General features: G+C 72.1%; 21 protein-coding genes. 18 read left to right on the top strand and 3 right to left on the bottom strand.

Going from position 1 to position 11,753, the window contains the following annotated elements:
- Positions 1–49: 49 nt before the first annotated feature.
- The 3 genes from ACFVWY_RS33945 to ACFVWY_RS33935 are packed head-to-tail and all read right to left on the bottom strand — an operon-like array spanning position 50 to position 2,456.
- The gene (locus ACFVWY_RS33945; protein WP_389878780.1) at positions 50–1,660 is read right to left on the bottom strand and encodes a recombinase family protein; all 1,611 of its coding nucleotides are present in this window, start codon (positions 1,658–1,660) and stop codon (positions 50–52) included.
- 41 nt (positions 1,661–1,701) lie between these two features.
- Positions 1,702–2,025, bottom strand: a complete 324-nt coding sequence (locus ACFVWY_RS33940; protein WP_389878779.1) for a hypothetical protein — start codon at positions 2,023–2,025, stop codon at positions 1,702–1,704.
- Positions 2,026–2,036: 11 nt separating this feature from the next.
- Positions 2,037–2,456, bottom strand: a complete 420-nt coding sequence (locus ACFVWY_RS33935; RefSeq protein ID WP_389878778.1) for a helix-turn-helix domain-containing protein — start codon at positions 2,454–2,456, stop codon at positions 2,037–2,039.
- Positions 2,457–2,741: 285 nt separating this feature from the next.
- On the opposite strand from ACFVWY_RS33935, the gene ACFVWY_RS33930 reads away from it, so the two are divergent.
- The 18 genes from ACFVWY_RS33930 (at position 2,742) to ACFVWY_RS33845 (ending at position 11,699) form a co-directional block, all read left to right on the top strand.
- On the top strand, positions 2,742–2,951 hold the full coding sequence (locus tag ACFVWY_RS33930; RefSeq protein WP_389878777.1) for a helix-turn-helix domain-containing protein: 210 nt from the start codon (positions 2,742–2,744) through the stop codon (positions 2,949–2,951).
- Entirely contained in the window at positions 2,948–3,154 is a 207-nt protein-coding gene (locus ACFVWY_RS33925; protein ID WP_389878776.1) for a hypothetical protein, read from the top strand. Before ACFVWY_RS33930 ends, ACFVWY_RS33925 begins: the two co-directional genes overlap by 4 nt.
- Before the next feature lie 68 nt (positions 3,155–3,222).
- Complete coding sequence (locus tag ACFVWY_RS33920) at positions 3,223–3,588, top strand: hypothetical protein (protein ID WP_389878775.1); 366 nt, start codon at positions 3,223–3,225, stop codon at positions 3,586–3,588.
- Positions 3,585–3,965: a hypothetical protein gene (locus ACFVWY_RS33915; protein ID WP_389878774.1), complete on the top strand. Its 381-nt coding sequence runs from the start codon at positions 3,585–3,587 to the stop codon at positions 3,963–3,965. The genes ACFVWY_RS33920 and ACFVWY_RS33915 overlap by 4 nt, the downstream gene beginning before the upstream one ends.
- A complete protein-coding gene (locus tag ACFVWY_RS33910) occupies positions 3,962–4,990 on the top strand; it encodes an ERF family protein (RefSeq protein ID WP_389878773.1) in 1,029 nt (342 codons plus the stop codon). Before ACFVWY_RS33915 ends, ACFVWY_RS33910 begins: the two co-directional genes overlap by 4 nt.
- The gene (locus tag ACFVWY_RS33905) at positions 4,987–5,655 is read left to right on the top strand and encodes a hypothetical protein (RefSeq protein WP_389878772.1); all 669 of its coding nucleotides are present in this window, start codon (positions 4,987–4,989) and stop codon (positions 5,653–5,655) included. Before ACFVWY_RS33910 ends, ACFVWY_RS33905 begins: the two co-directional genes overlap by 4 nt.
- A gap of 209 nt (positions 5,656–5,864) precedes the next feature.
- Positions 5,865–6,149, top strand: a complete 285-nt coding sequence (locus ACFVWY_RS33900) for a hypothetical protein (protein ID WP_389878771.1) — start codon at positions 5,865–5,867, stop codon at positions 6,147–6,149.
- A gap of 506 nt (positions 6,150–6,655) precedes the next feature.
- On the top strand, positions 6,656–7,066 hold the full coding sequence (locus tag ACFVWY_RS33895) for a hypothetical protein (protein WP_389878770.1): 411 nt from the start codon (positions 6,656–6,658) through the stop codon (positions 7,064–7,066).
- Positions 7,067–7,071: 5 nt separating this feature from the next.
- A complete protein-coding gene (locus ACFVWY_RS33890) occupies positions 7,072–7,809 on the top strand; it encodes a cell surface glycoprotein (protein WP_389878769.1) in 738 nt (245 codons plus the stop codon).
- Positions 7,806–8,366 carry a hypothetical protein gene (locus tag ACFVWY_RS33885; protein ID WP_389878768.1) on the top strand — a complete coding sequence of 187 codons (561 nt, stop codon included), beginning with the start codon at positions 7,806–7,808 and terminating at the stop codon, positions 8,364–8,366. The genes ACFVWY_RS33890 and ACFVWY_RS33885 overlap by 4 nt, the downstream gene beginning before the upstream one ends.
- Positions 8,363–8,560, top strand: a complete 198-nt coding sequence (locus ACFVWY_RS33880; RefSeq protein WP_389878767.1) for a hypothetical protein — start codon at positions 8,363–8,365, stop codon at positions 8,558–8,560. Before ACFVWY_RS33885 ends, ACFVWY_RS33880 begins: the two co-directional genes overlap by 4 nt.
- Before the next feature lie 129 nt (positions 8,561–8,689).
- Positions 8,690–9,181 carry an HNH endonuclease signature motif containing protein gene (locus tag ACFVWY_RS33875; RefSeq protein ID WP_389878766.1) on the top strand — a complete coding sequence of 164 codons (492 nt, stop codon included), beginning with the start codon at positions 8,690–8,692 and terminating at the stop codon, positions 9,179–9,181.
- Positions 9,181–9,684, top strand: coding sequence for a single-stranded DNA-binding protein (locus ACFVWY_RS33870; protein WP_389878765.1), 504 nt, complete (start codon positions 9,181–9,183; stop codon positions 9,682–9,684). Before ACFVWY_RS33875 ends, ACFVWY_RS33870 begins: the two co-directional genes overlap by 1 nt.
- A gap of 78 nt (positions 9,685–9,762) precedes the next feature.
- Positions 9,763–10,116, top strand: a complete 354-nt coding sequence (locus ACFVWY_RS33865) for a hypothetical protein (RefSeq protein ID WP_389878764.1) — start codon at positions 9,763–9,765, stop codon at positions 10,114–10,116.
- Positions 10,113–10,271 carry a hypothetical protein gene (locus tag ACFVWY_RS33860; RefSeq protein WP_389878763.1) on the top strand — a complete coding sequence of 53 codons (159 nt, stop codon included), beginning with the start codon at positions 10,113–10,115 and terminating at the stop codon, positions 10,269–10,271. Before ACFVWY_RS33865 ends, ACFVWY_RS33860 begins: the two co-directional genes overlap by 4 nt.
- 53 nt (positions 10,272–10,324) lie before the next feature.
- Positions 10,325–10,546: a hypothetical protein gene (locus ACFVWY_RS33855; protein WP_389878762.1), complete on the top strand. Its 222-nt coding sequence runs from the start codon at positions 10,325–10,327 to the stop codon at positions 10,544–10,546.
- The gene (locus ACFVWY_RS33850; RefSeq protein WP_389878761.1) at positions 10,546–10,911 is read left to right on the top strand and encodes a hypothetical protein; all 366 of its coding nucleotides are present in this window, start codon (positions 10,546–10,548) and stop codon (positions 10,909–10,911) included. The genes ACFVWY_RS33855 and ACFVWY_RS33850 overlap by 1 nt, the downstream gene beginning before the upstream one ends.
- Positions 10,908–11,699 (top strand): hypothetical protein, encoded by a 792-nt coding sequence (locus tag ACFVWY_RS33845; RefSeq protein WP_389878760.1) that lies wholly within the window; start codon positions 10,908–10,910, stop codon positions 11,697–11,699. Before ACFVWY_RS33850 ends, ACFVWY_RS33845 begins: the two co-directional genes overlap by 4 nt.
- Positions 11,700–11,753: the final 54 nt, after the last annotated feature.

Raw genomic sequence — 11,753 nt, 5'->3', positions numbered from 1 at the left:
CCAATCTGCTGAGCCTGGCTATGAACGACTCTCGTTGTCTGGCCTGCAACTATGCGGCGGAACGCGGTCCCAGCAAGGCCGGGGCAGGTTCCCACACGGCCACAACTACGGCGTAGGCCGGGATCGTTGTCCCGTCCGGCGCGGTGCTCTTCGGGTACGCCCACACCCCACGGAGCACGGTGCGGAGCATCGCACGGCGCGTCTCCACGGGGGTGATGTCCCACCGGGAGAGCAGGCCGCGGATCACCGGCAGGTAGTCAGCCGGTCGGGACTCTTCTCCCTCTGTTCGCTGCTCCAGTTCGGCCAGTTCGGCGGCGAGCGCCGCTTGCTCCTTGGAGAGCCGAATTCGTTCACGGGTATACGAGTCCTCGGGGATGATGCCGCGCGCGAGGAGGTCTGTCTGTCTGTCGAGCTGCCGCTCGATCTCTGAGAGCCTGGCCCGGTGCTGCTCCCGCGCGGTGTCCAGACGTTCGCGGGGGGACTGCTGGGGAGCGTCGCGGCGCTGCTGCGGGATGCTGGCTGCCTCTGCCTCGATCGCGTCGGCCAGTTCGGCAAGCCGGTCCCGCACGGCCTTTTCCGCCACGGTCCGCAAGATGTGCACCCCGTCGCACGTGTGGTTGTCTTTCGCCCTGCTGCACCGGAACTGGTAGCCCGGTTTTTTGATGAGTACGCGCCCGGCGCCGTAGGTGGAGCCGCCCGCCGCTGATGCGGTACCGCCGCACCGGCCGCACCGCATGTTCCCCGACAGGGCATAGGCAGGCTGCCGGTTGCCAGATGGGGTGTTGCGTGCCCGCTCCCGCTGTTCCTGGTACGCCGTCCAGACGTCCTCCGGAACGATGGCCTCATGCGCCCCGGGCACCCATAGGCGGTTGGGGCACTTCGCACCGCGGGCGGCGGTGCTATCCGGGTCCTTAGGGGGGCAGTCACAGTCGTCCGGGTGGTAGCGAATCCACCCGGCCGCAAATCCGCTGTCCATGTATCGGGTGAGCCCCGATTGCAGCCACGGTTTCCCTTTAGTGCCGATGTACCCGTTCGCCCCAAGCCACTGCGTGACTGACGCCATGGAGGCACCCTCCGCCACCTGTTCATACAGACGCGTGGCGACCTGGGCCTGGTCGTCCGGCTCGTACCACTCTTTGTGAATGACGCCTGCGTCGTCATCGACGCGGCGGCGGTGCCAGATGTACCCCCAGCGGTTCCCACCGATCGCGGGCAGGCCGACTGACCGGCGCAAGGCCCGGGTGTCTGCCCATGACTGGCCAATCATGTCCGACTCGTACTCGGCGAATTTGAGGCTGATGCCCTGTTGGAAACGGCCAAAGGGGGTTCGGGAGTCGGCGGCCTCAGTGGCGGATTCGAGCACGCCGCCCATCTGCTCAAGCCTGGCCAGATTGAGGGCGTTGCCGCGTCGCGACCGGCCGAACCGGCTGAACCGCCATACGGCGATTCCGCGGGCCTGCCCCTCCTCGACCCATCGCATGGCCTCATGGATGCGGCGCTTCATACGGCGCCCGGACACGTCCAGATCCTCGATCCACTCGACGATTTCGGCATTGCTCCGGTCGGCCCATGCCTCGATTGCTGCGCGCTGGATGCGGTCGGAGATTTTCTCCTCGTAGTAGGTGCTGACGCGGATGTATGCCACGAAGGGCTCACGCATGCTGCTGGGTGAGCCCTTCGGCGGATGGTCGTGTCTCGGTATCACGTGGCTGTCTCCCGGGGTGTGCGTCGCTCGAAGGCCACGACGGATTCGGGCGGCGCGGTGAGGGTGGTGTCGTGCCGGACGATGGCGAGAGCAAGGGCGGCACTGTCGGCCTGTGCGACTCGGTAGGTGGCGTATGCGCGTGCTGCTCGTATGCCAGTGACCGCAGCGGCAACGGCGCCGATGGCGGCGGTTATGGCTCCAGTCACGAGTGAGGGGCCCACGGAGTCGTCCATGGCCATGCTGGTGATCAGGATGGTGAGGCCGATCACGAGGGCTGAGGCAGACGACGCGACGGCCAGATAGGCGGTACGGGCAGACACTGGGGGCCTTCCTAGGTGGTACCGGTGGCGCCCCCCTTTGCGTGGAGGGCGCGGAGCAGGCTGAGCACTGCGTTTTGATCGGCGGCATCGGTGGCCCCGAGCGCTTCCAGTGCCTCAGCGGTAGTGACGGTGCGCTGCGGTGAGCGGGTCGGCAGCTCTGCGGCAGGCAGTAGCCGGGCTCGTACGAGCATGGGCAGGACTGGTTCGCCGAGCGTTTGGGCCACTGCGAGCAGCGTGCGCATGTCGGGCTGTCCGGTGTCCCGGAGGAGCCGCGAAATGGTGGCGGCGGGGACGCCCGTTGCTTCAGCGAGTCGCGCGTTCACGCCTCTCGCGGCGGGGTCGTATCCGTGCCGCGGGAGTGCCCATCTGAGCCATTCGCCGAGGGTGGCGTCGAGGGGGGGTTCGGGTGTGGAGCGCGGGGCAGTGGTCATGACCACAATGTATCGCGCATGAGCGATTCTTTGACTTGCGCGCACACTTCTTGCACATGCGTAACCCCCCTTATCGGTTCTCGCCGCTCGCTCCGCCACGTTATCGCACATGCGATCGAGAAACAGCACTTTCGGTCTTCTTTTGCTAGCCATGCGTCACGCCCCCATCACTGTCGTGTAGTTGCCCTCTTCACGCCTCCATCACGAATGTTCCATGCGTGATCGATACATGCTACGTTCCATGCGTGATCGATCGCCGATCACGCATAACCGAGTGAGGCATTCGTGCGTTTTGATCCCCACCCCCTCCGCGTCGCCGCAGCCGCCCGCGGAGACCACACCATCCGCGCCATCGCCGCCCGACTGCACGCGCCATACCCCAGCGTCCGCAGGTGGACCAGCGGCACAGCAGAGCCCCGCGGCATCGCGCTCGCCGCAATCGAACGCACCTACGGCGTCACCGCCGCCGCGCTCTTCACCACAGACGCAACGTGAACGACCTCACCCGCCGACAGGCGATACGGGACACCGCCCGCATATGGCGCACCGGACTCGACGCCATGGACCAAATGACCGTCACCGCTGCCGCCCACGCCTGCTACTCCCCCGGGGGCCCATCGCTCGCCGAACTGGAACAGCGGATCAAGGCCGACCGCGCCGCCCGGATAGCCCCCGCCCGCCACCGCACCGCCGCCTGAACACCACAAAAAAGGGCCGCCCGGATTGCGCCCGGACGACCCACACGACCCGTGAGGAGACACGAACCGTGAACACCCCGCAGCCTACCCGCCGACTCCGCGCCGGACTCGCCATCAAGGGCGCCCAGGCCGCCCGCCAGCACATCACCCGCACCGCCGTACTCGCCCGCCAGCTCGACCAGATCGCCCCCGGCGTTGTCGAGGTACTGATCACCCCGGTCACCGTGGACGACGCCCCGCGCACCCACGTGAGGTTGCTCGACGCGCTTGGCCTGCCTCTGGCGGACCGCGAGGCGCACGGCGCCGCGCTGCGCCTGCTGCGCCATGTGTTCACCCCCGCTGACTGGACCGTTCCCCAGCGCTACGACGTCCGCACGGGAGACATGACCCCGGCCGCGCTCGGCATGGACACCGCTGCGGGGGCCCGCCGATGATCGCGCCCCAGCTCGCCGCCGACGGCCGCTCCGTCCGCCTGCCGATCGCCGCCCGCGCCGAGGGAATTCTCGACGACCTCGCCCTCGCGTTCGTCGAGGCCCCCAACATTCTCGCCGCCCTGCTCACCGTGCACGGCGAGAACGTCGCCGCCCTCGGCCGGGCGATCTACGGGCACGACGTGCCCGAGTACGAGCGCGCCATGCGGGCCGCCGCCGCTGACGGGAGCCGCGAGGCCCTGGTCGACGAGGTGCCGCTCGCCGCCGACCTCGACGACCTGCTCGACCCCGACACGGCGATCACCCTCGCGGGCCGGATCACCCGGCTCGCCGCCTACATACGCCACCGCACCGCCCCGGAAGGAACCGCGCGCCCGTGACCGTCACCGCCCTGCCCCTGCCCCCGGCCCCGCCGACGGCCGCCCTCGCACCACCGATCTACCAGCCCGCCCCGGTCGGCGCCCCGGACGACACCCCCCGCGTGTTCGCCGCGATCTCCGCCGTCATGCGCGACGTGATGCCCGTCGCCAAGGACAAGGAGAACCAGCAGCAGCGCTACAAGTTCCGCGGAGTCGACGACGCCATGTCTGCGATGGCCGGGCCGATGCGGGCGCACGGCCTGTTCATCTTGCCGAGCATCGCCGAGCGCCGCGCCGAGCGCCGCGGCGAGAAGATGACGCACGTCAACATCACCATGCGCTACCACGTCTACGGACCCGCGGGTGACTGCCTCACCGCCGAAGTGCCGGGCGAAGCAAGCGACTTCGCCGACAAGGCCACCAACAAGGCCCAGTCCGCCGCGTTGAAGTACCTACTCTTCACCCTGTTCATGATCCCCGTGGACGGTCGCAGCATCGACGACGGCGACCGCGAGCACCCGGTCGAGCCGCCCGCCGAGCACCGCGCCGAGCACCGGCAGCGCCAGCAGCAGCGCGCCCAGCAGCGCCAGCAGCGCGGGCAGCAGCAGCCGCGCCGCTCTCAGCGCGCCGAACCGGGCCCGTGGGAGCAGCCGCAGCCCCAGCAGCAGCGCCGCAACTACCTCGCCGAGGCCGAGCACGCCGACAACCCGCACCAGTTCGACAAGATCCGGGCCGCCGCCGCCGAGAACGGCGCCCCGGCCGACTACCTCGCCCGCCTCGACGCGATCGCCGCGAAGAAGCGCGCCGCCGCCGAGCAGGGCCAGCAGCAGCCGCACCAGCAGGCGCAGCAGGCCCCGCCCGCGAGCCCGGAGGCCGCCGCCGAGGCCGCCGAGTCCGCGCTCAGGGTCGCCGCGAGCAAGGCGAACCTTGCCACCCTCGACGCCGATTTCGAGCGCGTCTACGGCCTGCCAATCGAGCAGGCGAACGCCCAGCAGCTCAACCAGTTCCGGACCAAGATCGAGGCCGCCGCCGGGGGTGCGAAGTGACCGCGACGACCACCGAGGCCGCCGCCGAGCAGGCCGTCGAAAAGAAGGCCACCCCGCCCGACCCGGCGTACCTCGCTGCCGTGCTGCGCCAGCGCCTCGCTATGAAGGCCCGCCTTGATGCCGCCGCCGAGCTGTTCGAGACCGTCAACACGCGCGCCGAGTACCTGCTCGACCAGCAGTACAAGGCGAGCAAGTCGACGAAGGCCGAAGTCACCCTCGGCGGCGACGACGACGCCAAGTTCGGCACGGTGACCCGCGTCGGGGGCGAGGCCGAGGCCGAGGTGACCGACCGCGACGCATTCGCCGCGTGGGTGCGCGACACCTACCCCGAGCACTGGAACTTCCGGATCGTCCCGGCCCGGACCGAGGTCGTCGTCGACCAGACGTTCACCGCCGCCGTGCTCGCCGCCGTCGACGCGGCCGACGCTCCGGCCTACGCCGACCCGGAGTCGGGCGAGATCCACGAAGTGCCCGGCGTGCGGATCGTCCCGAAGCGGCGCCGGTACTGGCGTTGGCTGTTCACGCGGACCAGCAAGCGCCAGCCGCTCGACGGCCGCGCCCTGGCCGCCGAGGCCGTCGAGGCCGGGCGCCTCGACCTCGACTGCGCCATCGAGGCGCCCGCGCCCCTCGCCCTCGACGCCACGGTCGCCGAGGCCAGCCAGTGAGCATGGCGCCGCCCAAGGACGGGCCGCCGCGCTGCGGATACGGCAACCCGCAGTGCGGCGCCCGCCCGGCCCGCCCGTACCCGTGCGGGTGGCGATGCGACGAGCACCAGCCCGCCCGCACCCACCGCCGTACGACCCCCTGATCGCCCCTGGGGCGAGGTGACGACCCCTCGCCCCAGGCGCCCCAGTACGACAGGAGCAACACCCCCATGAGGGCGTTCTACCGCGGATACAGCGCGCGTACCGGCCGCCGGGCCGGTCAGGTGCGCCGCCTGCACATCATGCGCGAGGACGGGCCCATGCCCGGCCGTCAGGGTGAGTGCGGGATGCACGGTCACGACGTCACGCACAGCCCGACCGTGATCATCGACCCCGCCCCGGCCGTCCCGCCCGCCGACCTTTCCTGGTGCCCGAAGTGCGTCGGTCTCGCCGCCGCCCGTACCGGCCTGCTCGACCAGTGGGCCGCCCAGCTCGCCGCCGAGGCCGCCCGATGAGCGACGACGCACGGGCGTGGGTGTGGGCCCGTTCCCAGACCCGCGGGAACGCGCGCCTGGTGATGCTCGCCGTCGCCGACGAGGTCACCGGCCCGGACGCCACGGCCAGCATGGGCACGCCCGAGATCATGCAGCGGCTCAACGTGTCCCGCTCGACCGCGCGGGCCGCCGTCGACGCTGCCCTCGCCACGGGCGAACTGGTCGAGGACGAGCCCGCCAAGGGCAGCCGCGCCACCCGGTACAAGATCCCCAGAGCCGTCGGTTACCAGCGGGTTATGGGGCCGGAATCCGGCCCCATAGAGGCCCCCAAGACCCGTAGAGGGCCGAAATCCGGCCCCCTAGAGCACCCTGCCGACGCTATAGGGCCGACATCCGGCCCCCTGGGGGCTAGGGGGCCGACATCCGGCCCCCTAGTAGGGCCGGAATCCGGTCCCCTAGACCCTTGGCCAGAGCACTCCGAAGAGTGTGTTACGCGCGCGCGGGCTTCCTCTAAGACAAACGAACGAGTGAGTGAGGGAGTGAACGCGCGCGACGTCAGGGTCGCAGTGGTCCCCGAGTTCGCCCGGCCGGTCGTCGACCGGATCACCGCCGCCAAGGTCTACCCCGCATGGACGCTCACCCCGGCCGAGTGGCTGGTCGTCCACGCCCTGATCAAGCGCAGCGGGCCCGACATGCTTGCCGCCGCCGCCGTACAGGCCGCCCAGCGGGCCCGGAACGGCGTCGCCCACGCCCGGTACTTCCTGCGGGCATGGCAGGCCCTACCGCCCGCCCCAGAGCCCGGCACGATCCCCGCCGCCGCCCCGACCGCGCCCGCCCGCGGCTCGAACGTCGTCCCCTTCCCCGCCGCCGCTGAACGTCCCGGCCGCGCCGCCCAGGCCGCCGACTGGTACGCCGACCTACTCGCAGAGGAGCAGTAACCGCCATGGAGCGCCCCGAGATAGCCGCCCTGCTCGCCCACGTCGACCGCCTCGCCCCCGAGCGCGCCCCACAGTCGAAGGCCGCCGCCGCCGAACGCCTCGCCCAGTGGTCGACCCTGCTCGCCCACGTCCCGGCGACAGCCCAGCACCCCGACGGCCGCGACTGGGACGTCGCCCAGGTGGCCGCCCGGCACATCGCAACGTCGCCGTACCCGATCAAGCCGTCGGACGTCGGCGGGCCGTGGGAGACCTACCGGGCCGACGTCATCGGTCGGCACCACGACCCGGCCCCCGCAGTCGACCCCGACGACGAAGCCGCCTACCGGGCCGCGCTGCGCAACACCCGGCAGGCCGTCGCCGTCGGCGCCCTCGCCCCCGCGCCTCAGCACGCCATCGAGGGCCGCCCGAGCCCGATCCGGGCCGTCCGCGACGCCGAGGCCGCCCGCCGCCTCGCCGCCCTCGGTGACTACGTGCCCAAGACCGTGCGCGACGCCCTCGCCGCGTACCGGCCGCAGCGGGCCGAGCGCGAGCGCCTGGCCGCCGCCGACCTCCCCGACCCGCTCGACGTCGCGTGCACGTGGTGCCAGGCGCCCGTCGGCCAGTCGTGCCGCGTCCGCCGCATCAACCCCCGCAAGCACGACGCGATCGGGTACCGGCCGATGAGCAAGCCGCACCCGTGCCGCGTCGACGACGCCGCCGCCTACTACGCCGCCCGCCGCCGGGAGCAGGAGACCGCCGCATGAGCCCCACCCCGAAGCAGGCCCGCACCCACCGCCGTAAGGCCGTGTCCGGCGACCGCACGAAGAACGTCAAGCTGTGGCGCGTCGAGGCGAGTTGGGACCACCGGCCCGACACCCCGGTCGTCATACGCACATCCGACCGGGCGTCCGCCCGCCGCAAGGTACGCCAGCTCGCCGCCAAGGGCGCGTACGTCATCTTCCAGACCCACAAAGGGTGGGACCGGTGGCACACCCTGTGCGAGATCGACGGGGCCGCGCAGCTCGCCGAGGCCGACGCCGAGCAGGCCCTCGCCGCCGACGGGCACCCGCCGACCCCGGCCACGTACAGGCCGGACGCCGACGACCGCCACCGCACGTGGCTCGCCCGGATGAGCGCCCGCGCCGAGTCCGACCGCCTGGTCGCCGAGCAGGCCGCCCGCGACCGCGCCGAGGCCGACGCCCGCCGCCGCCGTCTCGCCGCCGAGTCCCGCCAGCACGCCCGCGCGCTCATGACCCCGCCCGCGAACGTCCGGCCCGAGCACCGGCAGCGCGCCCGCCACATCACCGGGGCGCAGCGGTGATCCCCCGTCTGACCGCCGCGCAGGCAGCCGAAGCGGTCCCCGACGGCACGTTCGGCCAGGCCCGAGCCATGCGCGAGGACCCGGGCTACGTGCCCTACCCCACACACCCACTGGAGGCCGCCAGGCGCCGCGAAATCCTGCTTGCCGAACTCCGTGACAGGCGTGCCGTCAAGCGGCTCCAGAACGGCGCGTAGCCCCACCGCAGGGGGGTGCAGCACAAGTAGCCAGCGCACCCCCCTACAAGCTATGTTTCATTCATGCGTGATCGATGACCGTTCACGCACAGAGTCGCGAGTCTCGACTCAGCCCCGGAAGGACCGCCCATGGCCCGGCCCCGCCCCACCGCCGCATGGCGCTACTGGTCCCGCGTCCGATTCGACGGACCCCTCACACTCCACCGGCAGGCCCCCGGCCGCTGCTGGACCTGGACCGGAGCGATCAACAACCGCGGCTACGGGTCGTTCCGCTCGGGCCCGCTCGTCGTCGGTGCGCACCGCTGGTCCTACGTGCAGCTGCGCGGCGAGATACCGGCTGGCCTGGAGCTGGACCACCGTTGCCGCAACCGCGCCTGCGTGAACCCGGCCCATACCGAGCCCGTCACCCACCGCGTCAACACGCTGCGCAGCACGGGCCCTACCGCCCGCGCCGCCCGCGCGACCGCGTGCCCGTCCGGGCACCCGTACGACGCGGCGAACACTGTGCGCGACAAGCGCGGCGCCCGCCGCTGCCTCGCATGCAGCCGCCACCGGGCACTCAGCCGCACCCGCGCCGTTCCGTTCAACTCCACCACCGAAATACAGCAGGAGGCCGCCTGATGGCAGGCGAGACCGTACTCACGTTCACCGGCAACCTGGTCGACGACCCCGAACTCCGGTTCACCCCCGCCGGGCACGCGATCGCCAAGTTCCGCGTTGCGTCCACGCCCCGCACGTTCGACAAGTCGGCCAACGAATGGCGCGACGGCGTGGCCGTTTTCCTCACCGTCACCGCCTGGCGGTCGCTCGGCGAGAACGCCGCCGGGTCGCTCACTAGGGGCATGCGCGTCATCGTGCACGGCGCCCTCAAGCAGCGCTCGTACGAGGACCGCGAGGGCGTGAAGCGCACCGTGTACGAGATCGAGGCCGAGGACGTCGGCCCCAGCCTCAAGACCGCCACCGCCGCCGTCACGAAGACGAACGGCAACCAGGGCCCGGCCCGCCAGCAGCAGTCCAGCAGCGGCGGGTACGGCGCCCAGCAGCCTGCCAACGACCCATGGGCCAACGGCCAGCAGCAGCCCGCGCAGAACCGCGGCGGCTACAGCGACGAGCCCCCGTTCTGACCCGCTGTCGTCCGGTCGCCGCCCGCACCGCGCGCGCGAGCACCCGCGCCCCTCCGACTCCACACCTGAGAGGACCCCATGAACTACACCCCGCACCCTGCCGCACGGGCCGCCGCCGAGCAGGCCACCCGCGAGCAGCGCGACAACATCAGCTTCAACCGCGGCGACACGGTGGCCGCCCTCCGTGACGCCCTGCTCGACCCGGCCGAGCACACCCCCGTCAGCGCCACTGCCGCCGCCCACGTGCTGCTTGCCGCTCACACCCGCCAACTGGCCACCGCCGCACGCGAATACGCCACTCAGCGCAACACGAAGATGCGCGAGGCCGGTGACCGCAGCCGCACCGCCGCCGTCACCGGCATGAACACCATCGCCCGCCTGCTCAACGACCGCGCGACCCTGCTCGACCCGCAGCCCGAGGCCGACCGATGACCAGCATCACCACCGCGCTCCGCCGCCGCCGAGACCGCCGCATCCTGGCCGCCCTTCCCCCGGTCGTCATCGTCAACGACGAGCGCGACCCGGACTTTTGCTGGACCTGCATGCGTAAGTGCGGTTCCCAGCCCCATTCCCGGCCCGGCCAGTAACCACCCCGGGGCGCCGCCACCGCGCGGCGCCCCCACCCCCCGGGAGCTACCCCATGGCCCGCAACATCGGAACCGACCGCATCGGCGACGTCTACCGCGCCGTCATTCACTTCACCAACCGCGCCGGACAGCAGTGGACCGAGCACGAGGGCCCGTATGCCAAGGCCGCCGCCGCCCGCGCACGCGTCACGCTCTGGTCCAACCACATGACAGCCAGCGGCGGTAGCGCCACCGGCCACATCGAGCAGGCCACGACGACATGGGAGCGCATCTGATGGCCCGCCGCACCATGGCCGACCGGCGCCGCCGCACCGCAGAACGCGACGCCCGCCGCGACGTTCTCGCGCACCTCCTGTCCCGCATGGACCGCGGAGTGCTCACCGACGCAGAACGACCGCTGCTCCGCGCCCACGTCGAGGCCGAGCTACGCGACTCCGACGAGTTGCGCCGCACCGTGCGCGGACAGCAGACCGCCATTCAGCGCCAGGCCCGCCAGCTCGACGCGGCACACGACGCGATCCGCGAGGCCGAGCAGTACGCCGAAGACTGCCCCGGCCCGTTCGGCACCCGCGCCGCCCGCATCCGGGCATTCCTCCACGAGCAGACCGCCCATCTCACCACCCAGGAGCCGCAGCTGTGACCGCCGCCACCGCCGTTCAGGCCGCCGCCGACCTCCAGGCCGCCCGTGAGCAGTGGGGCGATCTCCTCGCCGCGATTGGTCACCCGCCCCGCGCAGAGTGGCCGCCGCGCGACTCCCGCGCACTCGGCGCCACCCCCGAGGACGACGAACCAGCAGTCGGCCGTCTCCCGCTCGTACTCCGCGAGCACCCCGCCCCCGCCAACCTGCGAGCCCTGGACGCCGCGGTCAGCGTCGAACGGGCGCTGTTCGAAGCGTGCGACGCCATCGCCGCCACCGTCCAACGCCCCGTCCGCCGCCGCCGCGTAGCACTGCGCAGCATCCCGCCCCACACCGTCATGCGCGAGGATCAGGCCGACCGGGACGACCCCGCCCGCTGGCACTACCCCGCCCCCACCTCCCCCGGCAGTCGCGCCTACGGCCTCCACTGGGCCGCGGTTTGGCTGGAAGGGCGGGCGCTCGACGAGCAGTCCGGCGACCTCTTTGCGCCCCTGCCCGAGCCCGTACTCGACTACCTCGCCACCGTCGCCCGGCACGCCCGCGCCCGCGTCGAGACCGCCCTTGGCCGCGATGGACGCCCGACCCCGCTCGACCGGCCGTGCCCGTACTGCCGGGGCCAGCTCACCGCCCACACCCGCAGTGGCGACCCCACGGCCGCCACGATCGTGTGCGCCACCGGGGAACCGTGCCCGGCGCCCGTGCTGCTCACAGCCGGGCGGCGCACCTGGGCGGGGGCCGATCTGGTCAGCCTGTGGGCGGCCCTCACGGCCGAACACCCCGCGCCCGCGTAGCACCGGCAGGCTTTACCGCGCTCCGCTCTGGACCAGCCGTGGGGGGGGCCGGCT

The sequence above is a fragment of the Streptomyces sp. NPDC058195 genome, assembly GCF_042883525.1.
In the GTDB taxonomy this organism is placed as follows: domain Bacteria; phylum Actinomycetota; class Actinomycetes; order Streptomycetales; family Streptomycetaceae; genus Streptomyces.
Note: the sequence above shows the minus strand (reverse complement) of the source record. Positions and strands in the feature narration are given on the sequence as shown.

What these genes read in the sequence shown, in the direction of transcription:
- ACFVWY_RS33945 (WP_389878780.1), bottom strand. Translation starts at nt 1,660, where the DNA reads ATGCGTGAGCCCTTCGTGGCATACATCCGCGTCAGCACCTACTACGAG.
- ACFVWY_RS33935 (WP_389878778.1), bottom strand. Translation starts at nt 2,456, where the DNA reads ATGACCACTGCCCCGCGCTCCACACCCGAACCCCCCCTCGACGCCACC.
- ACFVWY_RS33915 (WP_389878774.1), top strand. Translation starts at nt 3,585, where the DNA reads ATGATCGCGCCCCAGCTCGCCGCCGACGGCCGCTCCGTCCGCCTGCCG.
- ACFVWY_RS33900 (WP_389878771.1), top strand. Translation starts at nt 5,865, where the DNA reads ATGAGGGCGTTCTACCGCGGATACAGCGCGCGTACCGGCCGCCGGGCC.
- ACFVWY_RS33890 (WP_389878769.1), top strand. Translation starts at nt 7,072, where the DNA reads ATGGAGCGCCCCGAGATAGCCGCCCTGCTCGCCCACGTCGACCGCCTC.
- ACFVWY_RS33885 (WP_389878768.1), top strand. Translation starts at nt 7,806, where the DNA reads ATGAGCCCCACCCCGAAGCAGGCCCGCACCCACCGCCGTAAGGCCGTG.
- ACFVWY_RS33875 (WP_389878766.1), top strand. Translation starts at nt 8,690, where the DNA reads ATGGCCCGGCCCCGCCCCACCGCCGCATGGCGCTACTGGTCCCGCGTC.
- ACFVWY_RS33870 (WP_389878765.1), top strand. Translation starts at nt 9,181, where the DNA reads ATGGCAGGCGAGACCGTACTCACGTTCACCGGCAACCTGGTCGACGAC.
- ACFVWY_RS33865 (WP_389878764.1), top strand. Translation starts at nt 9,763, where the DNA reads ATGAACTACACCCCGCACCCTGCCGCACGGGCCGCCGCCGAGCAGGCC.
- ACFVWY_RS33860 (WP_389878763.1), top strand. Translation starts at nt 10,113, where the DNA reads ATGACCAGCATCACCACCGCGCTCCGCCGCCGCCGAGACCGCCGCATC.
- ACFVWY_RS33855 (WP_389878762.1), top strand. Translation starts at nt 10,325, where the DNA reads ATGGCCCGCAACATCGGAACCGACCGCATCGGCGACGTCTACCGCGCC.
- ACFVWY_RS33850 (WP_389878761.1), top strand. Translation starts at nt 10,546, where the DNA reads ATGGCCCGCCGCACCATGGCCGACCGGCGCCGCCGCACCGCAGAACGC.